Below are 23,749 nucleotides of genomic sequence, written 5' to 3'. Positions count from 1 at the left end.
TTACGCTTCCCCCAAATAGGCTTTGATCACTTCAGGATTGTCGCGGATCTGCTCCGGCGTTCCGTCGGCCAGCGGCGTGCCCTGGTTGATCACGACGATGTGGTCGGAAATGCTCATGACCAGTTTCATGTCGTGTTCGATCAACAGCACGGTGACGTTGTGTTCCTCACGCAGCACGCTGATCAGCGCCTTGAGGTCTTCGGTTTCCTTGGGGTTCAGGCCGGCGGCCGGTTCGTCGAGCATGAGGATCCGCGGGCGGGTCATCATGCAGCGGGCGATTTCCAGGCGACGTTGCTGGCCGTAGGCCAGGGTGCCGGCAGGGCGGTTGGCAAACTCGGTGAGGTTGACCTTGTCCAGCCAGTACGCGGCAAATTCCATGGCCTCGCGCTCGCTCTTGCGGAACGCCGGGGTCTTGAACAGGCCCGCCAGGAAGTTGGTGTTCAAGTGACGGTGCTGGGCGATCAGCAGGTTCTCGACCGCCGTCATGTCCTTGAACAACCGCACGTTCTGGAAGGTGCGCACCACGCCCTTGCGGGCGATCTCGTGGCCGGCCAGGCCCTGGATCGGCTGGCCGTCCAGCAGGATGCTGCCGCCGCTCGGCTTGTAGAAGCCGGTGAGGCAGTTGAACACCGTGGTCTTGCCGGCGCCGTTAGGGCCGATCAAGGCAACCACTTGTTTCTCTTTCACGGTCAGGGCCACGCCGTTGACCGCCAGCAAACCGCCGAAGCGCATGCTCAGATTTTCGACTTTCAGGATCTCGCGGCTCATTTGCGCAGCTCCATGTGTGGACGTTGCATGGGCAGCAGGCCTTGAGGACGCCAGATCATCATCAGCACCATCATGGCGCCGAACATCAACATGCGGTATTCGCTGAACTCACGCATCATTTCCGGCAGCAGGATCATCACGATCGCCGCGAGGATCACGCCCAGCTGCGAGCCCATGCCCCCCAGTACCACGATGGCGAGGATGATCGCCGATTCGATAAAGGTGAACGACTCCGGGGTCACCAAGCCTTGGCGAGCGGCGAAGAAGCTGCCGGCAAAACCGGCGAACGCAGCACCCAGGGTGAATGCGGAGAGCTTGATGATGGTCGGGTTCAGGCCCAGGGCCCGGCAAGCGATCTCATCTTCGCGCAGCGCTTCCCACGCACGGCCGATCGGCATGCGCAGCAGGCGGTTGATCACGAACAAGGCGGCCAGTGCCAGCAACAGCGCCACGAGGTACAGGAACACCACTTTGCTCACCGGGTTGTAGTCGATCCCGAAGTACTCGTGGAAGGTCTGCATGCCTTCGGCGGCGCTGCGGTCGAACGACAGCCCGAAGAAGGTGGGCTTGGGAATGCTGCTGATGCCGTTGGGGCCACCGGTGATATCGGTGAGGTTACGCAGGAACAGCCGGATGATTTCACCGAAGCCCAGGGTCACGATGGCCAGGTAGTCACCGCGCAAGCGCAGTACCGGGAAGCCCAGCAGGAAGCCGAACGTGGCTGCCGCCATGCCCGCCAGTGGCAGGCAGATCCAGAAGCTCCAGCCCAGGTAGTGCGAGAGCAGCGCGTAGGTGTAGGCACCCACGGCGTAGAAACCCACATAACCCAGGTCGAGCAGGCCGGCAAGGCCCACCACGATGTTCAGGCCCAGGCCCAGCAACACGTAGATCAGGATCAGGGTGGCGATATCGACCGCGCCGCGCGAGCCGAAGAACGGCCAGATCAGGGCGGCCACGATCAGGCCGATGATGATGTAGCGCTGGGTGCGCGGCAGGGTCAGGAATTGGCTGACCTTGGGCGACACCAACGGACCACGGTTGCCCTTGAACAAGGCACCGACCTGCTGGGTGAACAGCACGCGCAGGAACATCAGCACCGAGCACAGGGCAATGATGGTCAGGGTCACGGGACCGGTGCCATGCACTTCCAGGTTGATGCCGACAATGCTCAGCTTGAGGCCGAGTACCGGGAACGCAACGGCCCACACCAACAGCGCGCTGAAAAACGCCGATTTAAGATATCTGCTCATACTTTCTCAACCTCCGGGCGGCCCAAAATGCCGGTCGGACGGAACAACAGCACCAGAACCAACAGGCCGAACGCCACGACGTCCTTGTATTGGTCGCCGAAGATATCGGCACCGAACGCTTCGGCCACACCCAGCACCAGGCCACCGAGCATCGCGCCCGGGATACTGCCGATGCCGCCCAGGACCGCTGCGGTAAAGGCCTTGAGGCCCACCAGGAAACCGGCGTTGGGGTTGATCACGCCGTACTGCATGCTCAGCAGCACCGCCGCGACGGCGGCCAGTGCGGCACCGATCACGAAGGTCAGGGCGATGATGTTATTGGTGTTGATGCCCAGCAGGTTGGCCATCTTGATGTCTTCGGCGCAAGCCCGGCAGGCGCGCCCCAGACGGGAGCGGGAGATGAACAGGGTCAGGCCCAGCATCGCCACCAGGGTGACGACGAAGACCAGGATTTGCATGTAGGAAATCAGCACTTCTTCCGCGCCGCCCGGGCCGAAGGAGATGCTCCCAGGGATCAGGTTAGGGATGGATTTATCCTTGGAATCCTGGGACAGCAATACGGTGTTCTGTAGGAAAATCGACATACCGATGGCGGAAATCAGCGGGATCAAACGGTTGCTGCCACGCAAGGGACGGTAGGCAACACGCTCGATACTGTAGCCATAGGCACTGGTTACAACGATTGACGCGATAAACGCGGCGGTCATCAACAGCGGCAGGGAGTGGATACCCATCATGGCCAGCCCGGCAAGGGCGATAAAGGCCACGTAGGAACCAATCATGTACACCTCGCCATGGGCGAAGTTGATCATTCCAATGATGCCGTAAACCATTGTGTAGCCAATGGCTATCAAGGCATAGGTGCTGCCAATGGTCAGGCCATTAACCAGCTGTTGGAAAAAATGATAGATCTCAGGCATTACAGCGCTCCTAAAAACCCGATACGCATTTCACTGGTGGAGTCATGTTCCGGCCCTGCGCTGTGTTCTATGAGCACATTTGCACAAAGCGTTTGCCAGCGAACCGCTGGTGACGGTTTTAAGATTTTCAGGTGAGCCAGCGCCCGGATCGCGGGTGACAGGCCCATAAACCTCGTAAAACAAAGCCCACTGCTCTCACAGTGGGCTTGTTGGACCAGTAATGCCTGGCTTACTGAGGGGAAACTTCGGTTTTTGGTTTGCCGAAGTGCCATTCGTAGACCACGAACTTGAAGTCCTTCAGGTCGCCCTTGGCGTCGAAGCTCAGGTCGCCGGTCGGGGTCTTGAAGGTGCCCGCGTGGATGGCGGCTGCCACTTTGGCGGTGTCTTCGCTCTTCGCGGCAGCGATACCGCCTGCGATCAGTTCAACGGCGGAGTAGGCCGGGAACACGAACGGGCCGCTTGGGTCCTTGCCGTCAGCCTTGATGGCGTCAACGATGGCCTTGTTTTCAGGCTCGGAGTCGAACGACTTCGGCAGGGTCACCAGCAGGCCTTCGGAAGCACCCTGGGCGATTTGCGAGATGGAGTCGTTGCCGACGCCTTCTGGGCCCATGAACTTGGCTTTCAGGCCTTTTTCCTGGGCTTGGCGCAGGATCAGGCCCAGCTCTGGGTGGTAGCCGCCGTAGTAGACGAAGTCGACGTTGGCTTGCTTGAGCTTCTGGATGATCGAGGAGAAGTCTTTGTCGCCGGCGTTCAGGCCTTCGAAGACGGCAACCTTGGTGCCTTTCTTCTCCAGGGTCTGTTTGACGGCAGTGGCGATGCCTTCACCGTATTGCTGCTTGTCGTGCAGGACGGCAACGACTTTCGGCTTGACGTGGTCGGCAATGTAGTTGCCGGCCGCTGGGCCCTGGGCGCTGTCCAGGCCGATGGTGCGGAAGACCAGCTTGTAGCCACGGGCAGTGATGTCCGGGCTGGTGGCGGCTGGGGTGATCATGATCACGCCTTCATCTTCATAGATGTCGGACGCTGGCTGAGTGGAGCTGGAGCAGAGGTGACCGATTACAAACTTGACGCCGTCGTTGACCACTTTGTTGGCTACGGCAACCGCTTGTTTAGGATCGCAAGCGTCATCGTATTCCTTGGCTTCAAGCATCTTGCCGTCTACGCCGCCCTTGGCGTTGATATCTTTGATGGCTTGCTTGGCGCCGGTGAACTGCATGTCACCGTATTGCGTCACAGGACCGGTCTTAGGCCCGGCGATACCGATCTTGATGGTATCAGCTGCGAACGAATGGCCGGCAACCCCAGCCAGGACCATAGCGGCAAACAGTTTGGAAATCTGCTTAGTAGCCTTATTCATAGTGCTCCACTCTTACTGTTGTATTTTTTATAGTTCTAGCGGCCTTGTGAGCTGCAGAACCGGATCGGATATCTCGGATATCCCCCCGGCAGCGGCCTGGCAACTGTACCGGTACAGTGTAGAGCGCCGGTTGATCGCTTGAAAAGCTGGCTGCTGGGGGCAAAACCCGGGCGTGTCGCTTAAATGAAAGAAAAAGACAGAATTGCGGCGGGTTGATGCCAGAGTCTCGGGCAATCCTTGGCTTTTCTGACACTTTCTATCGATGCCTCATTTGCAACTGGGTTTTTCTACTTGGGGCGTGACGTTATGATTGCGCCGTTTTTTCCCCAAGGTGAACTCCCATGACGCAAGAACCTAGCACCCTCTATGCCAAGCTGCTCGGTGAAACCGCCGAAATTTCCTGGAAGGAGCTTGAACCGTTCTTTGCCAAGGGTGCCCTATTGTGGGTCGATGCCGGCCTGGATTTGATCGAGGCCGCCGAAGGAATGGCCGAGGACAACCGTGACAAAGTCGCTGCCTGGCTGGCCTCGGGCAGCCTTGGCGAAGTGTCTGCGACGCGGGCATTGGACCTGGTCGAGCGTGATCCGAGCCTATGGGCCGTGGTGGTTTCGCCGTGGATTCTGATCCAGGAAAGGGCAGCGTAAGAAAACCGCGCACAAAAAAGGTGCGTGTTTTTCCCAGGCAGAAGTGTGTAGCGGAGTAACTGCTGACGCCGTGATGGCATCTTGCCGTAGAGAAAGGTCACAGCCGAGGGTGACGTGCACGTCACGGGAACAGTTAAGGCGCTGGCGGGAACGCCGGGGAATTGTTTCCAGGTGTTCCAAGATCGAAAGGTTTGTTGTCTGGGCTACCGCTTTCGCGGGCAAGCCCGCTCCCACACTCGACTGCATTCCTACAGGATGCACACCGTCAAATGTGGGAGCGGGCTTGCTCGCGAAGGGAACAACTCGGTCTAAGCCGTTTTTCCAGTATGGTTATTCAACGAAATAACCTTGGTCTTGCCGATGCGATGACGGTAGATCTCGCGCAGGTACTTGATCGCCTTCTTCACGCAATCTCGTGACAGGCGAATATCATTGATCGAGACAAACTTCTCCTTGTCGTTGATCAGCTCGCGGTACTTCTTCTCATACATCGGCTTGATCGCGTACCAGTTGGTATCGAGGATCTTCGCCGGGTTTTCAAACTCGTTGAGCAACTCGTCGATGCGGTCTTCGTCGAAGTCCTCGTGGATGATGAAGTCCAGGATCGAGTTGTCCAGCGTCTCATCGAAGCGGTACGGGTTGCGCGCAAAGCAGCGTTTGATAAACGCCACGATCAGCGTGAGGAAATCATCCGACAGGCACGGGCTCTTGGCGATCAGGGTGGTCAGCGACAGGTTGGCCGAAGCGCCGATCACCAAGGCATAGCGCTTGAGCGTGGTGTTGGGGAACAGGCTGTTGAGGTGGGTCTTGAGCCGGTTCAGGTCCATGTAGGACAGTTTGTAGTCCTTGGGCAACGAGACGATGGACACCACCGACGAGCAGTTCTTGAAGAAGTGCAGGTCGTGCAGTGCCGCCGCGTCGTAGCCGGAATTCTTGTACTGCTCCAGGGACGCCTTGTAGCGCTTGGACTCGATTGGCAAATGCCTTCGATGGCCTGGGTGACCTTGTTGAAGTGTGGCAGGTCGATGGAGCGGAAGAACAGGTCGTCGATGTTCAGGCGCTGCGGTTCTTTATCGAACACCTTGAACTTGTCATTGGACGGCGCCGGGGTTTCCGGGACGACGGATTCGGCGTAGGCAATCGCCACCGGGCCGGCCAGGCTCATGAACAGGTCGTTGGCATCCAGACGGATGGTCTCGCCAATGTCGATACCGGCGCGACGGAAGTAGTTCTGGTCGTAGTCGGTGGTTACCGCCTGGGCGGTGAGGATGTTGAAGATCTGCTGGGAGATGTATTGGTTGGCGTGTTTTTCCATGGCATTGACGTCAATGTTCTGGATATTGCCGTCATCGCTTTCTTCGGCGTAACGCATGATGTCGTTGGAGATCAGCATCATCGCGTTCCACGGCCGGATGCGTCCCTTCACGCTGGCTTCGCTGCTGTCTTCGTTGGCGAAGTTGTACGAGAAATCCCATTCTTCCGACAGATACTTGCAGAGCAAACGCCCGGCGTTGATGTGCAGCGCCTCGGACATTTCGCTGCGGTGGTCGGAGATATTCGGCAGCACGCAGATGCCGCTGGTGAAGATCGGCTCGAACACAAACGCATGGCCGCTCTTGCTGTCGTGCTCGTCGGCGGGCTTGGTGTCGAACGTCTTGTTCATGTACGAATGTTGCTGGGCCAGGCCGAATTCCGAGGCCATGCCCGAGCCGGTACCGCCGCCGGCGCTGAAGATCGAGAAGTACAGGCGCGACTGGTTGGCCTTGATACCGCAGGAGTCGATCAGGTACGAGTGGATCATCTTCCAGTCAGGGCTGGAGAAACGCTGGGTGTCTTTGTTGAGGATGATCTTGGCCAGGTACTGGCCGAGGATCGGCGCGTTACCGGCGCCTCCGGCATGGACTTCCGAGAGGTCCATGATTTTCATCTTGCTGTAGTCGCGTAAAAAGCCGCTTTTTTCGCCCTTGCGCGAGAAGCGGATGCGCCCGGCGATGTCCTTGTCCAAGTCGCCCAGCATCACCAGCGGCTCCACCAGGAACACGGGTTTGCTGGCCTTGCCGCCGCCCAGGCGCAGGTTGTTGCGGATCCACTGGGCCGGGCTGTAACCCTTGTCCACCGACTTGTCTTCGTTACTGAATTCGTTCAGGTAGAACTTACGCGCGTTGTACACCAGTTCGGCGACGTCCAGCGCGATGTTCGAACCGCAGCGGCCCAGGCCGATCAGGCACACCGAGGGAAACTCCTGCTCGTTGCGCGGGTCGCCGTCGCCTTCCTGCTGGGGCAGGCGCGGGAACACCATGTCGCGCAGGCCGTCGAGGTTGTCGAGGATGCGGTCGGTATTGGTTTCGGTGAAGTACAAGTATTGCTGGGTGGCCAGCGGGCGGGCGCTGCTCAATGACTTTGAGCCTGGGGATTTTTCCGCAGGTGCTGTCGGCAACACGTCGGGGACCACGGTGGCAGAGTTATTTTTGGAAGTCATTGGGCGCCATGTACTTGGACGGATGGCTGGAAGAATTCAAGGAGCCATCACTGAATGGGAGTTCGCGACTTTACAGTGCGTTTTCGTCCGGGACGCTCGGGTTTAACCCTGCTTTTTCAAGGGAAATCGTGACCGGACTCTGATGAATCGGCCGTCTGTCGGGTTTCTTTAAGCAAATGATGGCGAAATGCCAAAGTTTCGGCGTCAGCGAATTGGCCGAATCACCGAAGTGGGGCCGATACGGACCGGGGAGGAGGCTCTGGGGGCTAGCGCATCCTTGGTGCCCGCCACGCTGAACGGGTACAACGGATTACGCATCTGAATGCCCTGGATGACACCGATAACGTCGGCGGCACACACTGCCGGGCTCAATAGGTAACCCTGGACGTAATCGCAGCCATGCTTGAGCAGCAGCTCGAATTGCGCCTGGGTTTCCACGCCTTCGGTCACCACTTGCAGGTGCAGGGTGTGGGCCATGCCGATAATCGCCTGGACGATCTCGATGTCGGCGGTGGACTTGGGGATGTCCTGGATAAATGAGCGATCGATCTTCAAGGTGTTCAGCGGCAAACGCTTGAGGTAGGCGAGGGATGAATACCCGGTGCCGAAGTCATCGATGGCCAGCGAGACGCCCAGCGCACGGATCTGCCGCAACAGGGCGAGGGTGCTGCTGATATTGCCCATCAGTGCGTTTTCGGTGACTTCCAGTTCCAGGCGGTGCGCAGCGATGCCACTGAAACGCAGGGCATCTTCGATCTCATCGGCCAGTTCGTCGCGGGCCAGGTTGAGCGCCGAGCAGTTCACGGCCATGGTCAATTCGGTGTAGCCGCGGTCAGACAACAGGCTCAGGTCATGACAGGCCTGGCGCAATACCCAGTGGTCCAGATCGGCAATCAGCCCATTGTTTTCGGCGATGCCGATAAAACGGTCCGGGGCGAGCAGGCCATGCACGGGGTGCTGCCAGCGCACCAGAGCCTCCAGGCGCGTGACCTTGCCCAGCTTCATGTCGAAGATCGGCTGGTAGAACAGCACCAGTTGGTTGCGCGCGCGCAGGGCGCCGCGCAGTTCTTCTTCCAGTTGCAGTTCGAGGAAGGCGCGGGTTTTCAGGTTGGAGCTGAAGAAGGTCAGGCTGTTACGCCCGGCGTCCTTGGATTGGTACAGCGCCAGGTCGGCGGTTTTCAGCAATTCTTCACCGGTGAGGCCATCATCGGGAAACAGGCTGATACCAATGCTGGTGGTCATCACCATGCGCCGCCCGGCCAGTTCGATGGGCTCTTTCATTTTTTGCATGATGCGCTGCGCCATGTGCCGGGCTTCGTCACGGTGATGGACGCTGATCAGAATGCAGAACTCATCGCCGCCAAACCGTGCGACCACGTCTTCATGGCTGCGCACCGAACCCTTGATATGCGCGGCGAGCACGGTGAGCAACTGGTCGCCCGCATCGTGGCCGAGGCTGTCGTTGATGCGTTTGAAGTGGTCGATATCGAGGAAGATCACCGCCATCATGCCGTGTGACGCGGTTTTTTCCGCCAGTTTCTCGGCAAAGATCTGGTTGAAGCCACGCCGATTGAGCAGGCTGGTCAAGGCGTCAAAATGCGCCACCTGTTGCAGGGAGGCGCGCGCCTGATCCAGTTCGGTGAGCAAGGCGTTGACCCGGCGCAGATCGCGTTCCTTATGTTGCAGCTTTTTATCCGCGAGGGCCGCGCTGACGCTGCTGCCGATCACCAGCAGGGTGATTACCGCCACGGACAGGCCGAGCTGGATGGGGTTGTTGTCCAGTGGCAGCGACAGGTCCGCGCCGGCGGGCACCAGCATGCGCATCGCGGCCATGCCGGTGAAGTGCATGCTCAGGATGCCGGCGCCCAGCACCAGGCTGGCGGCGTACTTGAGCAATTGGTGGAACACCCCGGCACCGTTGCGCAGGTAGCTCGACAGCAGCAGCGCCGCCAAACTGGCACCGATGGCAATACCCACCGAGGCCATGAACAGCCCCGATTCGAAGTACACCTGGGCCTGGGAACGCATGGCCGACATGCCCACGTAGTGCATCAAGGCGATGCCCAGGCCCATCCATACCGATGCCAACAGGTACTGATGGAACCGCAAATGGGTATGGCTGAGGGTTTTCATGGCGAATAGCGATGCGATCATGGCGATCAGCAGCGAGGCGAACGTCATGATCAATTCGTAATGAATGGCGATGGGGGCCTGGAAGGCCAGCATGCTGATGAAGTGGGTGGACCAGATGCCGCCGGCCAGGCAACCGGCGCCGAGCCAGCGCCAGCGGCGACGGGCGGTTGGGTCTTCGACGTGGCCAACCCGTTCAGCCATATCAAGGGTGCCAAAACCCGCCGCACAGGCGACCAGGTAGGCCAGCAGAACCAGGAAGGGGTTATGACTGCAATTGAGTAATAAATGCCCGTTCTCTGGAAGCTCGGTAAAGAAATGCAGACCAAGCCATTCCATAGCATGTCCCGTAAAAGTCGTTGCGCCATTGCCTACAGCAATGGCCTACGACCTCGAGTATAGAAGCCCCGCGGAATTCGCCACGGATAATGGCACTTTGCTCTCAACGATTTTGGCATGCCGGCCATAGCGTTTGATGCTAAGCGCTGATGGGCAGGTCCAACTCGAACGGCATCTCCAGCGGCGCCAGGCCAAAGGCGGCGCGGGCGGCATCGCAATCGACGTTCTGCACGCCCTCGTGCCAGGACGCCTCAAACTCGCGGCAGGTGCTCGACCGTTGCGCGTAGATCGAGCAAGTGGTGCCTTTGCCCACTTCCCCTTCAAGGCTGCAGCAACGCACGGGTTTCTGGTCGGTGCCGATCATCGCCACGCGTGTCGGGTTGATCTGCACCACCAACTCGTCCGGTACCGTCCCGCCGGATGAGGCGCACTCGCCCCAGAAAAAAGACACACGAAAGTGTGAACAGCAGGCACCACAATTCAGGCACGGACTGGCTTCGGACATGGACGTCATCGATAAGAAAAGTAAGAGGGGGGACTACCGGAAGGCTCGCCATTCTATCTGCGCCATGGCCGTTGGGAAGGGGGGCGCACACATATATTTTCGTAGGGAAAGTCCCAGGATCGTGGGTGAAATCATGCCCTATCAGCTTTACGAATCATTACAGACAAGCGCCGCCAGCCTGACTATGTTGCTGATACCGGGCAGGATGCATCGGGCATCGCAGCTCTCATAACAATAAAAGAGACGGACCCATGCAGAACTCGACCCAAGCGGCGAATGCCTGGCGCATTCTGTTCCTGCTGTTCCTCGCCAACCTGTTCAATTTCTTCGATCGCACCATTCCCGCGATCATCATCGAGCCAATCCGCATGGAATGGCACCTGAGCGACTTCCAGCTCGGCATCATCGGCACCGCCTTTACCATCGTCTACGCCATTGCCGGCCTGCCCCTCGGGCGCATGGCCGACACTGGTTCGCGCAGCAAACTGATGGGCTGGGGCCTGTTTGCCTGGAGCGGGCTGACGGCGGTCAATGGCCTGGTCGGCAGTTTCTGGACCTTCTTGCTGGTGCGCATGGGCATCGGTATCGGCGAGGCCAGCTACGCACCGGCCGCCAACTCGCTGATCGGCGACCTGTTTCCCGCCCACCGCCGCGCCCGGGCCATGGGCATCTTTATGCTTGGCTTGCCCCTGGGCCTGTTGCTGGCGTTTTTTACCATCGGCTGGATGGTCAAGGCATTCGACAGCTGGCGCGCGCCGTTCTTTATCGCCGCCGTGCCGGGGATGATCCTCGCGGTGTTCATGTTCTATATCAAGGAACCCAAGCGCGGCGCGGCGGAGACCGTGCAAGTGTCCCAGGAGCGTGTGGACCGCCCGATCCGCCGCGTCCTGGCGGTGCCGACCTTCCTGTGGCTGGTGCTGGCGGGGCTGTGCTTCAACTTTGCCACCTATGCCTGCAACTCGTTCCTGGTGCCGATGCTGCAGCGTTATTTCCTGATGCCGTTGCAGGACGCGGCGGTGGCCACCGGGGTCATCGTCGGCCTGACCGGTTTGGTGGGCCTGACCCTGGGCGGTTGGATTGCCGACAAGATCCATCAACGCGTCGCCAATGGCCGTCTGTTGTTTGCGGCATTCAGCTTGATTGTCTCTACGGTGTGCACTGCCTGGGCTTTGCATGCGGGGCGCATTGAGATTGGCGTGTTTGTCGCGGTATTCAGTGTGGGCTGGCTGTTTGCCTATAACTTCTACACCTGCGTGTACACGGCGATCCAGGACGTGGTCGAACCGCGTCTGCGGGCCACGGCGATGGCGCTGTTTTTTGCCGGGCTGTACTTGCTGGGCGGTGGCATGGGGCCGATCGTGGTGGGGGGCTTGTCGGACCATTTTGCCCATTCGGCGATGTATGCGGCAGGGGCGGAGCAGATGACCGAGGCTTATAAGGCGGTGGGGTTGCATGACGCCATGTACCTGATTCCGGTGGCGCTGTTCTTGACCATGCTGTTTCTGTTCCAGGCGTCGCGGTGTTTTGTGCGGGATGCCAAGAAGATGAAAGAGGGGTTGAGTGCGGTGGAGGTGCCGGGTTCGGCGGTGGCAGCTTGAGACCGAGGTGACTTCATCGCAGGCAAGCCAGCTCCCACAGTTGACTGCATTCCAACGTTGGAACTCGGTCAACTGTGGGAGCTGGCTTGCCTGCGATGAGGCCCGAAAGGCAAATAAAAAAGGCCCGCATTGCGCGGGCCTTCTTGTTTAGCCGGCGACCAGCACTCGAATCGCTTCCAACCGCAGCGCGGCCTTGTCCAGCATCGCCAACCCTTGCTCACGCTGGTTACGCAACGCCACCAACTCACTGTCACGCACAGTCGGGTTGACCGCCTGCAACGCGGTCAACCGCGCCAGTTCTTCGTCGGTGTCCGCCGCCAGGCGACGTTTGGCCTCGGCCACGCGCTCGGCATGTTGCGGGGTGATCTTCTCTTCACCGGCGTTGATCCGTGGCGTCAGTTGGTCGCGCTGAGCCTGGATGAACTTGTTGGCGCTGGCCCGTGGCACGCTTTCCAGTTGGTCGTTGAGGGTCACGAACGACACACGGCCCGACAGGTCATTACCATTGGCATCCAGCAAGCAGCGCAGGGCCGCCGGCGGCAGGTAACGCCCCAGTTGCAGGGCGCGCGGTGCCACCACTTCGCTGACGTAGAGCAGTTCCAGCAACACGGTGCCCGGCTTGAGCGCCTTGTTCTTGATCAGCGCCACGGCGGTGTTGCCCATCGAACCGGACAGCACCAGGTCCATGCCGCCTTGCACCATCGGGTGTTCCCAGGTGATGAACTGCATGTCTTCGCGCGACAGCGCCTGGTTGCGGTCGTAGGTGATGGTCACGCCTTCGTCGTCGCCCAGGGGGAAGCTGGCGTCGAGCATTTTTTCGCTCGGCTTGAGGATCAGCGCGTTTTCCGAATGGTCTTCGCTGTCGATGCCAAACGCATCGAACAGGGTTTCCATGTAGATCGGCAGGGCGAACTGATCGTCTTGCTCGAGGATGTCCTCGACCAGCGCATCGCCTTCGCCGGCGCCGCCGGAGTTGAGTTCCAGCAGGCGGTCGCGGCCGGTGTGCAGCTCTTGCTCCAGGCGCTCGCGCTCGGTGCGGGCCTCATCGATCAGGGCTTGCCACTCGCCGTCGTCGGCGGCTTCCAGCAGCGGCAGCAGGCGTGGGCCGAACTGATGCTGCAAGGCGTTGCCGGTCGGGCAGGTGTTGAGGAAGGCATTCAGCGCTTCGTTGTACCACTGGAACAGGCGCTCTTGCGGGCTGGTTTCCAGATACGGCACGTGCAGTTCGATCACGTGTTTCTGGCCGATCCGGTCCAGACGACCGATGCGCTGTTCCAGCAGATCGGGGTGGGACGGCAGGTCGAACAGCACCAGGTGGTGGGAGAACTGGAAGTTGCGGCCTTCGCTGCCGATCTCGGAGCAGATCAGCACCTGGGCGCCGAACTCTTCATCGGCGAAGTAGGCGGCGGCGCGGTCACGTTCGAGGATGTTCATGCCCTCGTGGAACACCGTGGCCGGAATACCGGAACGCACGCGCAGGGCGTCTTCCAGGTCCATGGCGGTTTCGGCGTGGGCGCAGATCACCAGGACCTTGGTGCGCTTGAGCATTTTCAGCTGGTCGATCAGCCACTCGACCCGAGGGTCGAAGCGCCACCAGCGGTGTTCTTCTTCGATGTCCGGTTGTGCCTGGAAGCTGACTTCCGGGTACAGCTCGGCGTGCTCGCCCAGCGGCAGTTCGAGGTATTCGTCCGGGTTTGCCAGCGGGTAGGCGTGCAGCTTGCGTTCCGGGAAACCCTGCACGGCGGCGCGGGTGTTGCGGAACAGCACGCGGCCGGTGCCGTGGCGGTCGAGCAGCTCACGCACCAGGCGTGCGCTGGCTTCGGTGTCGCCATCGTTGACGGCGGTAAGCAGGGCTTCGCCTTCGTCACCGAGGAAACCCTGGATGGTTTTATGCGCTTTGGGCGACAGGCGACCCTTGTCCATCAGCTCCTGCACGGCCTCGGCCACCGGGCGATAGTTCTCGCTCTCGGCGCGGAAGGCGGCCAGGTCGTGGAAGCGGTTCGGGTCCAGCAGGCGCAGGCGCGCGAAGTGGCTGTCCTGGCCCAGTTGTTCCGGGGTGGCGGTGAGCAGCAGTACGCCAGGGATCACTTCGGCCAGTTGTTCGACCAGTGCGTATTCCGGGCTGGCTTTCTCTTCGTGCCAGACCAGGTGGTGGGCTTCGTCGACCACCAGCAAGTCCCAACCGGCTGCGAACAGCGCGTCCTGGGCCTTCTCGTCGTCCACCAGCCACTCCAGCGCAACCAGGGCAAGCTGGGTGTCTTCGAATGGGTTGGCGGCATCGCTTTCGATAAAGCGTTCTTCGTCGAACAGCGCAACCTGCAGGTTGAAGCGGCGGCGCATTTCCACCAGCCACTGGTGCTGCAGGTTTTCCGGGACCAGGATCAGCACGCGGTTGGCGCGGCCCGACAGCAGCTGGCGATGGATCACCAGGCCGGCTTCGATGGTCTTGCCCAGGCCTACTTCGTCGGCCAGCAATACCCGCGGCGCGATACGGTCAGCGACTTCACGGGCGATGTGCAATTGGTGGGCGATCGGTTGTGCACGCACGCCACCCAGGCCCCACAGCGCGGATTGCAACTGGCGGCTGGTGTGTTCCAGGGTGTGGTAGCGCAGCGAGAACCAGGCCAGCGGGTCGATCTGCCCGGCGAACAGACGGTCGCTGGCCAGACGGAACTGGATGAAGTTGGACAGTTGGGTTTCCGGCAGGGTGACCTGCTCGTTCTGCCCATTGAGGCCGTGGTAGACCAGCAGGCCGTCAACGTCGTCGACTTCCTGTACGGTCATTTTCCAGCCTTCGAAATGGGTGATGCTGTCACCCGGCGAGAACCGCACGCGGGTGAGGGGCGCATTCCGTAGCGCATACTGGCGGGTGTCGCCAGTGGCCGGATAGAGCACGGTCAACAAGCGGCCGTCCTGTGCCAGAACGGTGCCTAACCCCAGCTCTGCTTCGCTGTCACTAATCCAGCGTTGCCCCGGTTGATACTGCTGCGCCATGCTGCCTGACTCCCGCCGTGAAAAAGCCGGCTATCTTAACGGAACACGGCCCTCAGCCAAAGGACTCCTGACAAAAACTACTCCGTTTGCGTGGCTGCGCGGAAGTCGGATCGACGGGTGGCGGGCACTTGGGAGTGTCGACTGGGTCACAGCTTGGCGAGTGCGCGCTCAAGTCGCACTGCGGCGCGCCGACAGCCTGTTGACCAGGAGAGTAAACCTTATGCTGCCACCCATGCTGCCCGTGAGCGTTGTGCCGGTCACGTCACAACTCGATCCGGTGCGCCAGAAGCCGGATATCCCGCCCGTGGTGCCAGTACAACCGGGCTCCAATGAAAGCACCATCGACCTGAAAAACCGTGACGCCGAGCAATCGACCCTGCTGCTGCGCGAAGAACAGCGGCGCCAGCAAGAGCAGCAGAAACGCCGGCGTGAAGCCGACGAAGACCCGGAGCAGCACCTGGCGATTCCGGGGGATGTGCTCAACGCCGACAATACCGTGCCGGTGATCCCGCTGATTGAAGATGCACCGCGCCAGGGCTTATGGGTGGACGTCGAAGTCTAGCCGCGCAATGCCCGCAGGGCGGCCAGCAGCCGCTCGATGTCATCCGCGTTATTGAGTGGGCTGACGGAAATCCGCGCCACGCTGGCCAGGCCGCGTGCCTGCATGTCCAGCGGGGTGTAGGCGACGCCATTGGCGCCGATGTTGATGCCCTGCAAACCCAGCCGCCGTTTCAGTTCAAAGGCGTCCCAACCGGCCAGGTTGAAGGCGATCAGGCCCGATTGGCTGGCGCCCAGATCATGCAAGGCAATGCGAGGGATCTGCCGCAGCGCTTCGCGAATCTGCTGGCTGGTCTGTCCGACGGTTTCCCACACCTGCTCCATACCCACTCGATTTATCTCCTGCAACGCATTGCCCAATCCCGCCAATAAGGCGTAGGACACTTCGCTGGTTTCAAAACGGCGGGCGTCGTTGCGCAGCTCGAAGCCGTCGACCGTCCAGGGCGCGGAAAACACATCGCGTTGGGCCGGGTTCAACTGCGCGAGGAACGCCGGCCGCACATATAGCAGCGCTGTGCCGCGCGGCCCGCGCAGGTGCTTGCGGCCCGCCGATTTGAGCACATCGCAGTGCAGCGCCTGCACATCCACCGGCACCTGGCCGACGGCTTGGCCGGCGTCGATGAAATAAGGGATCGCATGTTTTTTGGCGACCTCGCCAATGGCCTGCGCCGGGTTGATCAGGCCGCCGTTGGCCGGCAGCCAGGTGAGGTCGATCAGCTTCACGTGGGCGTCGATCATGGCTTCCAGCGCCAGCGGGCATACCGCGCCGCTTGCATCGCAGGGGATAACGTCTATGCGGGCGCCGGCTTGCACCGCGAGCTGCATGCTCGCCAGGTTGCCGCCCCATTCATGGCGGCCCACCAGGATTCGGTCGCCCGGCTGCCACGGGGCCAACGCCTGGAACGCCATGTTCCAGGCCGCCGAGCCGCTGCTGGCGAAGGCAATGCACGAAGCCGGCGCATTGAGCAATTGCGCAGCGGCGCGGCGGGCGTTTTCCAATAGCTGGGCGCCATGCTCGCCGGCTTCCATCGGGCCGTCGCGGGCTTCACGGTGCAGTTGCGCGATGATTGCAGCGAGGGTGGCCTGGCTCGGCAGCGAGGCACCGGCATGATTGAAATGCACGATGCCGGATTGGCAGCCTGGCGTGGCGTCGCGCAGCGCTTGGGTGTCGAGCAGGCTCATGGTTGCAGCTCGAAAATCCCGTCCACCTCCACCGCGACACCGGCGGGCAGGCTGGCCACCCCGACGGCGGTGCGCACATGCCGACCCTTGTCGCCGAGGGCATTCACCAGCAGGTTCGATGCACCGTTGGCGACTGCGCTCTGGTGCGTGAATTCGGCGCTGCTGGCGATAAACACCCCCAGGCGTACCGTGTGCACCAGACGTGACAGGTCATCCCCCAGTGCATGGCTCAATTGCCCCAGCAGGCCCAGCGCTGCCAGTTCGGCGGCCTGGGTGCCTTCCTCATCGCTGAGGGATTCGCCCAGTCGCCCGACGTAGGCCGGTTGGCCTTCCACCAGCGGAATTTGCCCGGAGACGAACAGCTGGTTCGCGCTGATCACATAGTTGATGTACTTGGCAGCTGGCTGGCTGGGTGTCGGCAGCGTGAGGCCGAGGGCTTGCACGCGTTCGCGCAGGGAGTCGCTCATGATCAATCCTCGTCGGTAAAAGAGGCTTGAGCATGTCGGCCGGGATCATTGGCGACAAACGGATAGATCTCACTCGACGAATCGAAAAAACTCATGCATCGCGGCAGGCGGCCTTCAGCCATTGGCTGAAACATTCGGCCGCCGCGCCGGCAGGGCCTTGGGGGGCGATCAGCCAGTAGCCGATGTCACTGTGATAGGGCGGCCAGTCGAAGGCTTGCACCAGGCTGCCATCCTTGAGCCGGCGCTCGATCAAGCGGTGGCGGCCCATGGCGATGCCCTGGCCGGCCACGGCGGCTTCGACCACGATGTTGTAGTCGTGCAGCATCACGCGTGGGTGGCTGGCGAGATCGACGTGGTAGTGCGCGGACCAATCGGTCCATTCGAACGGCCGGTGGGAGGTGGCCATCAACAGCGGGCTGTCATGCCGTGCCTTGAACGCCGGGCTGCACACCGGCGAGATCACTTCTGCCATCAGGGGGGTGGCCTGCACATCGGGCCAATCGCCCTTGCCATAACGTATCGCCAGGTCTACTTCGGCGGCGGCGACGTCAGCCAGTTGAATCGCCGGTAACAATTCCACTTGGATATGTGGATACCGATTCAGGAAGTCGGCCAGGCGCGGCGCCAGCCACAAGGTGGCGAAGGAGGCGAGCAGGCCGATGCGCAACACCGTGGTGCTGGGCGCGGCGCGCTGGAAGCGGGTGGCGGCAGCGATGGCATCGAGGGCTGGGCGGATTTCGTCGTAGTAGCGTTGGCCGTCGCCAGTCAGATCAATCGCACGGGTGCGTCGGATAAACAGCGGTTTGCCCAAGTGCTGCTCAAGTTTTTGCACGTGATGGCTCAGTGCGCTCTGGGTCACCGACAACTCATGCGCCGCCTTGATAAAGCTCAAGTGCCGCGCCACGGCCTCAAAGGCGCGTAGGGCCAGCAAGGGCGGAAGGTCCTTGTGCAGTGCCACTTGGGTGCGCTCCGTTGCCTGAGAGAAGTGCCGATTTTGGGCGATGGCCTGCATTTTGTCGCCCGCTGATTTGCCGTCGGGCGGGGCAGGCCGCATTATTGAGGCATTCCCGCCACAACGTAAGCCAAGCCATGAGTGATGACGACAAGCTGATCGACCTGAACGCCGAACGTGCCAAGCGCGTGCACGACCTCAACGACAAGCGCCTGAATGAAGTACGCCAGGCCTTCGAGCACGCCATGCCGTTGGGCAAGGCCAAGAAGAAACCCAAGAACAAACCGAAAAAGCGTTGAAACAGCCTGCATCTGTTGATGCAGGTCAGTTATTCCCCTTCTTTACGCCCCGTTGTGGGCGGCATTGATCCCCGTCAATTTTCCAATCCGCCTTCTCGATTAACTTAGCCCTATCGCAACAGGGCAAGTGCAGGAGGCCGGTCATGTTTTTCGATAATGTGGTGTTTGCCGGGGTGCTGACTGTCAGCCTCATGGTGCTGTTTTTTGTAGGGTTTGGTTTTTTTATCTGGAAAGACGCCAATAAGCGGAAAAAATAGATCTTTCTGGATTACATGAGCACGCAAGGCATTTTGGGCGACTTCGGTCGCCCTTTTTTTTGCCCGTTAGTTCGTGATCGTTCCCACGCTCTGCGTGGGAACGATCATAAAAAAAGGTGCGACCCTCGCGGATCGCACCTTTTTTATTGCAGGCGGCTTATCAGCTACCCAGCGCCTTGGACGCCAGCCAGAACAACCCGGCCGACAGGCCAACGGTGGCTGGCAAGGTCAGTACCCACGCCATCAGGATGGTCTTGACCGTACCGCCTTGCAGGCCGCTTTTGTTCGCGACCATGGTGCCGGCCACACCCGACGACAGTACGTGGGTGGTGGACACCGGCAGTGCAAAGATGTTGGCGAAGCCAATCATGGTGGCCGTGGTGATCTGCGCCGACATGCCCTGGGCATAGGTCATGCCTTGCTTGCCGATCTTCTCGCCAATGGTCAGTACTACACGCTTCCAGCCCACCATGGTGCCCAGGCCCAAGGCCAGTGCAACGGCGAGGATCACCCAGAACGGTGCGTACTCGGTGGTGGCGGTCAGGTCTTTGCGCAGTTTGTCCAGATCGGACTTCTCACGCGCATCCAGGCCCGGCAGCTTGCCGACTTTCTTCGCGGTGTCGTCGAGGCAGAGCAGGTAGCGACGCACTTCAATGCGGTGGTCGGCGGTCAGCGAGTGGTAGTCAGACACACCTTTCAACGTCTCCATCAGCGCGCTGATGGTTGGCTCGGTCTGCTGCGGGTTGCACTGGAACTTGCCCGGCAGGTCGTTCTTCACGCTTTTACCCAGGGCCAGGAACTCGCCGAGGGTGGCATTGTTGCGCTGGTAGAACTGGCTCAAATGCACAGTCGCGTCGCGGGTACGCTCGATCTGGTAGGTGGTGCTGCCCAGGTCGAGGACGAACTGCGCCGGCACGATACCGATGAGCACCAGCATGATCAGGCCGATGCCTTTCTGGCCATCGTTGGAACCGTGCACGAAGCTCACGGCCATGGCGGAGATCACCAGGACCAGGCGGTTCCAGAAGGGCGGGTGCTTCTTGTCGTCAAGCTTGCGGCGCTGGTCCGGCGTCTTGTGCATCTTCGACAGTGGGCGCCACCATTTCAGGCCGATCAGCACCAGGGCTGCGACCAGGAAGCCGGCCATTGGCGAGAACACCAGGGACGCACCGATATCGATCGCTTTCTGCCAGTTCACACCGTCAGCCAGGGGGATATCGTTGATCAGGGCGTTGGCCAGGCCGACACCGAGGATCGAGCCGATCAGGGTGTGGGAGCTGGAGGCCGGGATACCGAAGTACCAGGTGCCCAGGTTCCAGGTGATCGCCGCTGCCAATAGAGAGAAGACCATGGCCAGGCCGTGGCCGGTGTTCACATTGATCAGCAACTCCACGGGCAGCAAGTGCACGATGGCGTAGGCGACACCGACACCACCGAGCAACACGCCGAGGAAGTTGAACACCCCGGAGAAGAACACGGCCAGGTGCGGCGGCATGGCTTTGGTATAGATGACTGTGGCCACCGCGTTAGCGGTGTCATGAAAGCCATTGATGAACTCGAAGGCGAGGACAAAGGCCAGGGCGAGCAGCAGGCTCACTAGAACCCAAGCATCCAGTCCGCTGAATAAATCGATCATGAAGGTTTTCTGACCCGGTCGTAAGGGGGCGCGATTATGCCAGAAAACCTCGGTAATCGATGCACTAGCTGCTCATCGGTAGCAATCTTCATTGAAATGCCAGGGGCGAAAGGCGTCCATCCCAGGGTTTTCGGGGCTTTGGCAAGTCTTTGATTTATAAAGCGAGGGCGCGTTTCTGGGGGGAAATGCCACGAAATCGTCATATCTGAAACATTTGTATGAAATTTCGTTTGCGACGATAGGACGCGCGCCAAATCTATCGCAGCCCTCGGCTGGCAATGCGCCAGCGGAGGTGGCAAGTGCCGCAGCTCAGGTCGAAGGGCTTATGGCTCTTCGGCCTTGAGTTCCTGTTCAATCTTTTGGATTTCCTGGGCAAACGCCTGATCGAGCAAGCTGGCGCGTTTACGCCAAGGTTTACGCTCGGGTTCAGGTTGCGCGGCGTAGGTGGTGACTTCCCCGCCGTAAACGTCCTTGTAACGTTGTTCCTGGCGCTCAAGTTCCGCGCGCAGTTCATCTTTCGTCACTGTATTACCTAATCTGAGTTGAGTTTGATTGTTGTGCAGTGGCATACCGGAAAGTCGCCTTCAGACTGTTCAAAGTTGAACGGTTTAACGTTCAAGTTCGAGTAATTGCCTGAGGTCGATACTTTAAGCGCTTACTTGTGACCGACGATGCACACTGAATGTGTCGCCTGGCGAGTTCTGGCCCCGATAGTGAAACCGGGTTGACCTCTGCACAGCTTGCAGTATAGCGGCGCATTTTAAGAACACTATCACCATAAAGTTAAAATTTGCCAACTTCGTGTGAGCGTTTTGTTACTTAGGCGCGTCAGTCGATTGCGGAAAATCTGGCGCCAGAAAGTTTTCAGTGCTTGAGCAATAGCTGGATGCCGCAAATTGCGATAATCGGAGGAGTGTCCGATAATCGCCCAGTGTCACTGGCCTGGCGTTGTGCATTGCGCCCCGTGCGGCTTGTAATAGCGGCCAAGCCCGTTGACGGTTGAAAACAAGAAAAAGGACTCATGAAATGAACGATCAATTGCGCAACTCCTTCGCGTCAGTGGCGCCACCGATCGTGGCGTCACCGGCCAAGCGCATCCAGGCGTTTACCGGCGATCCCGATTTCATGACTTCCCTGGCCCGCGGCCTGGCCGTGGTGCAGGCGTTCCAGGAGCGCAAGCGCCACCTGACCATCGCCCAGATCAGCCATCGCACGGAAATCCCCCGCGCCGCCGTGCGCCGTTGCCTCTACACCCTGATCAAGCTCGGCTACGCCACCACCGATGGGCGCACCTATTCGCTGCTGCCCAAGGTGTTGACCCTGGGCCATGCGTACCTGTCGTCCACGCCGTTGGCGGTGTCGGCGCAGCCTTACCTGGACCGCATGAGCGAGCAACTCCACGAAGCCTGCAACATGGCCACCCTCGAAGGCGATGACATCCTCTACATCGCCCGCTCCGCCACGACCCAGCGCCTGATCTCGGTGGACCTGTCGGTGGGCGGGCGCCTGCCGGCGTACTGCACGTCCATGGGGCGCATCCTGCTCGCGGCGCTGGATGACGCATCGCTACAGGACTACCTCGACCACGCCGACCTGCAAACCAAGACCAGCCGCACCCTGACCACACCGGCCGCCTTGCTCGAATGCCTGCAACAAGTGCGTCAGCAGGGCTGGTGCATTGTCGATCAGGAACTGGAGCAGGGCCTGCGCTCCATCGCGGTGCCGGTGTATGACGCCTCCGGCCAGGTGCTGGCGGCGCTCAATGTCAGCACCCACGCCGGCCGCGTCAGCCGCAGCGAGCTGGAGCAGCGTTTCCTGCCGAGCATGCTCAGCGCCAGCCGCGAGCTGAGCGCGCAGTTGTTTACCTAAGCTGTTCGCTGATCGCACAGATCCCGGTTTGATCAATTGACGATGTTTCCCCCGGCTTATTACTGTGCGGCAGCGCTCTAGGGCGCCGCCTCACTCAATAATAATGACGGCCCCAGGTCGTCAACCCGCCCATCGGTGTGGAAATAACAATAATGAATCAACCGTCTGTTGGTACGACCCTGGACGTCCAGTCCTTCATCAATGCCCAGCCACTCTCGCGCTATCAGTGGCGCGTGGTGATCCTGTGTTTCCTGATTGTCTTCCTTGATGGCCTCGACACCGCGGCCATGGGCTTTATTGCGCCTGCGCTGTCCCAGGATTGGGGCATCGACCGTGCCAGCCTCGGCCCGGTGATGAGCGCCGCCCTGATCGGCATGGTGTTCGGCGCCCTCGGCTCCGGCCCGTTGGCCGACCGGTTCGGGCGCAAAATGGTGTTGGTGGGCGCGGTGCTGGTGTTTGGTGCGTTCAGCCTGGCCTCGGCCTACGCCGCCAACGTCGACCAGTTGCTGGTACTGCGCTTTCTCACCGGGCTTGGCCTGGGGGCGGGCATGCCGAACGCCACCACGCTGCTCTCCGAATACACCCCCGAGCGCCACAAATCACTGCTGGTGACCAGCATGTTCTGCGGTTTCAACCTGGGCATGGCCGGCGGCGGGTTTATCTCGGCCAAGCTGATCCCGGCGTTCGGCTGGCACAGCCTGCTGCTGATCGGCGGCATTCTGCCGTTGATCCTCGCGGTGGTGCTGCTGGTGTGGCTGCCGGAGTCGGCGCGTTACCTGGTGGTGCGCAATCGCGGCACCGACAAGGTGCGCAAGACCCTGGCGCCCATCGAGCCGAACATTGTCGCCCAAGCCAGCGACTTCAGCGTGCCCGAGCAAAAAACCGTGAAGGCCCGCAACGTGTTCGCGGTGATCTTTTCCGGTACCTACAGCGCCGGCACCTTGCTGCTGTGGCTGACCTACTTTATGGGCCTGGTGATCGTCTACCTGCTGACCAGTTGGCTGCCGACCCTGATGCGCGACAGTGGCGCGAGCATGGAGCAAGCCGCGTTTATTGGCGCGTTGTTCCAGTTTGGCGGGGTGCTGAGTGCCGTCGGCGTGGGTTGGGCGATGGACCGCTTCAATCCGCACAAGGTCATCGGCACTTTCTATCTGCTGGCTGGGGTGTTTGCCTACGCGGTCGGGCAGAGCCTGGGCAATATCACGCTACTGGCGACCTTGGTGTTGATCGCCGGGATGTGTGTCAACGGTGCGCAATCGGCGATGCCATCGCTGGCGGCGCGGTTTTACCCGACCCAGGGGCGTGCCACGGGGGTGTCGTGGATGCTGGGGATTGGGCGGTTCGGCGCCATCCTCGGGGCGTGGATGGGCGCGACGTTGCTGGGGTTGGGCTGGAATTTCGAGCAGGTGCTGACGGCGCTGGTGATTCCGGCGGCGTTGGCCACGGCGGCGGTGGTGATCAAGGGCATGGTCAGCCATGCGGATGCGACCTGAGGCTTAGCGCCGATCTTATGGCGGCCGGGTTTGTGTGGGAGCTGGCTTGCCT

General features: G+C 60.6%; 19 protein-coding genes and 1 pseudogene. 7 read left to right on the top strand and 13 right to left on the bottom strand.

Annotated elements, in window-relative coordinates:
- The 4 genes from livG to J1G37_RS00150 form a co-directional block, all read right to left on the bottom strand.
- The gene (livG, locus tag J1G37_RS00165; protein WP_017735934.1) at positions 1 to 768 is read right to left on the bottom strand and encodes a high-affinity branched-chain amino acid ABC transporter ATP-binding protein LivG; all 768 of its coding nucleotides are present in this window, start codon (positions 766 to 768) and stop codon (positions 1 to 3) included.
- Entirely contained in the window at positions 765 to 2,018 is a 1,254-nt protein-coding gene (locus tag J1G37_RS00160; protein WP_017735933.1) for a high-affinity branched-chain amino acid ABC transporter permease LivM, read from the bottom strand. Before J1G37_RS00160 ends, livG begins: the two co-directional genes overlap by 4 nt.
- Complete coding sequence (livH, locus tag J1G37_RS00155; RefSeq protein ID WP_017735932.1) at positions 2,015 to 2,938, bottom strand: high-affinity branched-chain amino acid ABC transporter permease LivH; 924 nt, start codon at positions 2,936 to 2,938, stop codon at positions 2,015 to 2,017. The genes J1G37_RS00160 and livH overlap by 4 nt, the downstream gene beginning before the upstream one ends.
- Positions 2,939 to 3,167: 229 nt before the next feature.
- Positions 3,168 to 4,295 (bottom strand): branched-chain amino acid ABC transporter substrate-binding protein, encoded by a 1,128-nt coding sequence (locus tag J1G37_RS00150; protein ID WP_207039751.1) that lies wholly within the window; start codon positions 4,293 to 4,295, stop codon positions 3,168 to 3,170.
- Between the two features lie 341 nt (positions 4,296 to 4,636).
- Between J1G37_RS00150 and J1G37_RS00145 the strand changes: the two genes are divergently transcribed.
- Positions 4,637 to 4,939 (top strand): DUF2288 domain-containing protein, encoded by a 303-nt coding sequence (locus J1G37_RS00145; protein ID WP_017735930.1) that lies wholly within the window; start codon positions 4,637 to 4,639, stop codon positions 4,937 to 4,939.
- A gap of 308 nt (positions 4,940 to 5,247) precedes the next feature.
- On the opposite strand, the pseudogene J1G37_RS00140 reads toward J1G37_RS00145, so the two are convergent.
- The 3 genes and pseudogenes from J1G37_RS00140 to J1G37_RS00130 all read right to left on the bottom strand — a co-directional run bounded on the left by J1G37_RS00140 (position 5,248) and on the right by J1G37_RS00130 (position 10,392).
- A pseudogene (locus J1G37_RS00140) lies at positions 5,248 to 7,418 on the bottom strand (hypothetical protein).
- A gap of 204 nt (positions 7,419 to 7,622) precedes the next feature.
- Positions 7,623 to 9,887: a bifunctional diguanylate cyclase/phosphodiesterase gene (locus J1G37_RS00135; protein ID WP_207039750.1), complete on the bottom strand. Its 2,265-nt coding sequence runs from the start codon at positions 9,885 to 9,887 to the stop codon at positions 7,623 to 7,625.
- A 139-nt stretch (positions 9,888 to 10,026) separates the two neighbouring features.
- Complete coding sequence (locus J1G37_RS00130; protein WP_207039749.1) at positions 10,027 to 10,392, bottom strand: YkgJ family cysteine cluster protein; 366 nt, start codon at positions 10,390 to 10,392, stop codon at positions 10,027 to 10,029.
- Between the two features lie 251 nt (positions 10,393 to 10,643).
- On the opposite strand from J1G37_RS00130, the gene J1G37_RS00125 reads away from it, so the two are divergent.
- Positions 10,644 to 11,990 (top strand): MFS transporter, encoded by a 1,347-nt coding sequence (locus tag J1G37_RS00125; protein ID WP_207039748.1) that lies wholly within the window; start codon positions 10,644 to 10,646, stop codon positions 11,988 to 11,990.
- A 147-nt stretch (positions 11,991 to 12,137) separates the two neighbouring features.
- On the opposite strand, the gene rapA is transcribed toward J1G37_RS00125, so the two are convergent.
- On the bottom strand, positions 12,138 to 14,984 hold the full coding sequence (gene rapA, locus J1G37_RS00120) for an RNA polymerase-associated protein RapA (RefSeq protein ID WP_207039747.1): 2,847 nt from the start codon (positions 14,982 to 14,984) through the stop codon (positions 12,138 to 12,140).
- 220 nt (positions 14,985 to 15,204) lie between these two features.
- Here rapA and J1G37_RS00115 point away from each other — a divergent pair, with 220 nt between their 5' ends.
- Positions 15,205 to 15,546, top strand: coding sequence for a hypothetical protein (locus J1G37_RS00115; protein ID WP_017735922.1), 342 nt, complete (start codon positions 15,205 to 15,207; stop codon positions 15,544 to 15,546).
- Here J1G37_RS00115 and J1G37_RS00110 read toward each other — a convergent pair.
- The 3 genes from J1G37_RS00110 to J1G37_RS00100 all read right to left on the bottom strand — a co-directional run bounded on the left by J1G37_RS00110 (position 15,543) and on the right by J1G37_RS00100 (position 18,149).
- Positions 15,543 to 16,724, bottom strand: a complete 1,182-nt coding sequence (locus tag J1G37_RS00110; protein WP_207039746.1) for an aminotransferase class V-fold PLP-dependent enzyme — start codon at positions 16,722 to 16,724, stop codon at positions 15,543 to 15,545. The two genes, J1G37_RS00115 and J1G37_RS00110, sit on opposite strands and share 4 nt — an antisense overlap.
- Positions 16,721 to 17,191, bottom strand: coding sequence for a RidA family protein (locus J1G37_RS00105; RefSeq protein ID WP_207039745.1), 471 nt, complete (start codon positions 17,189 to 17,191; stop codon positions 16,721 to 16,723). The genes J1G37_RS00110 and J1G37_RS00105 overlap by 4 nt, the downstream gene beginning before the upstream one ends.
- 91 nt (positions 17,192 to 17,282) lie before the next feature.
- Positions 17,283 to 18,149, bottom strand: coding sequence for a LysR substrate-binding domain-containing protein (locus J1G37_RS00100; protein WP_207039744.1), 867 nt, complete (start codon positions 18,147 to 18,149; stop codon positions 17,283 to 17,285).
- Positions 18,150 to 18,280: 131 nt separating this feature from the next.
- Here J1G37_RS00100 and J1G37_RS00095 point away from each other — a divergent pair, with 131 nt between their 5' ends.
- Both J1G37_RS00095 and ccoM read left to right on the top strand, forming a co-directional pair.
- Positions 18,281 to 18,442, top strand: a complete 162-nt coding sequence (locus J1G37_RS00095; protein WP_207039743.1) for a hypothetical protein — start codon at positions 18,281 to 18,283, stop codon at positions 18,440 to 18,442.
- Between the two features lie 143 nt (positions 18,443 to 18,585).
- Positions 18,586 to 18,699, top strand: a complete 114-nt coding sequence (gene ccoM / locus J1G37_RS29120) for a cytochrome c oxidase subunit CcoM (protein ID WP_017735918.1) — start codon at positions 18,586 to 18,588, stop codon at positions 18,697 to 18,699.
- Positions 18,700 to 18,859: 160 nt separating this feature from the next.
- On the opposite strand, the gene J1G37_RS00090 is transcribed toward ccoM, so the two are convergent.
- The gene (locus tag J1G37_RS00090; protein ID WP_207039742.1) at positions 18,860 to 20,335 is read right to left on the bottom strand and encodes an inorganic phosphate transporter; all 1,476 of its coding nucleotides are present in this window, start codon (positions 20,333 to 20,335) and stop codon (positions 18,860 to 18,862) included.
- Between the two features lie 323 nt (positions 20,336 to 20,658).
- Positions 20,659 to 20,859 carry a hypothetical protein gene (locus J1G37_RS00085; protein WP_003172389.1) on the bottom strand — a complete coding sequence of 67 codons (201 nt, stop codon included), beginning with the start codon at positions 20,857 to 20,859 and terminating at the stop codon, positions 20,659 to 20,661.
- Positions 20,860 to 21,361: 502 nt separating this feature from the next.
- Between J1G37_RS00085 and pcaR the strand changes: the two genes are divergently transcribed.
- Together pcaR and J1G37_RS00075 are read left to right on the top strand one after the other, a co-directional pair.
- Entirely contained in the window at positions 21,362 to 22,204 is an 843-nt protein-coding gene (gene pcaR / locus J1G37_RS00080) for a pca regulon transcriptional regulator PcaR (RefSeq protein WP_017735916.1), read from the top strand.
- A 152-nt stretch (positions 22,205 to 22,356) separates the two neighbouring features.
- Positions 22,357 to 23,697, top strand: coding sequence for an MFS transporter (locus J1G37_RS00075; RefSeq protein WP_207039741.1), 1,341 nt, complete (start codon positions 22,357 to 22,359; stop codon positions 23,695 to 23,697).
- The last annotated feature ends 52 nt before the right edge of the window (positions 23,698 to 23,749 follow it).

This window comes from Pseudomonas sp. Marseille-Q1929 (genome assembly GCF_017316265.1).
Lineage (GTDB): Bacteria > Pseudomonadota > Gammaproteobacteria > Pseudomonadales > Pseudomonadaceae > Aquipseudomonas.
This window is presented reverse-complemented; position numbering and strand designations above follow the sequence as displayed.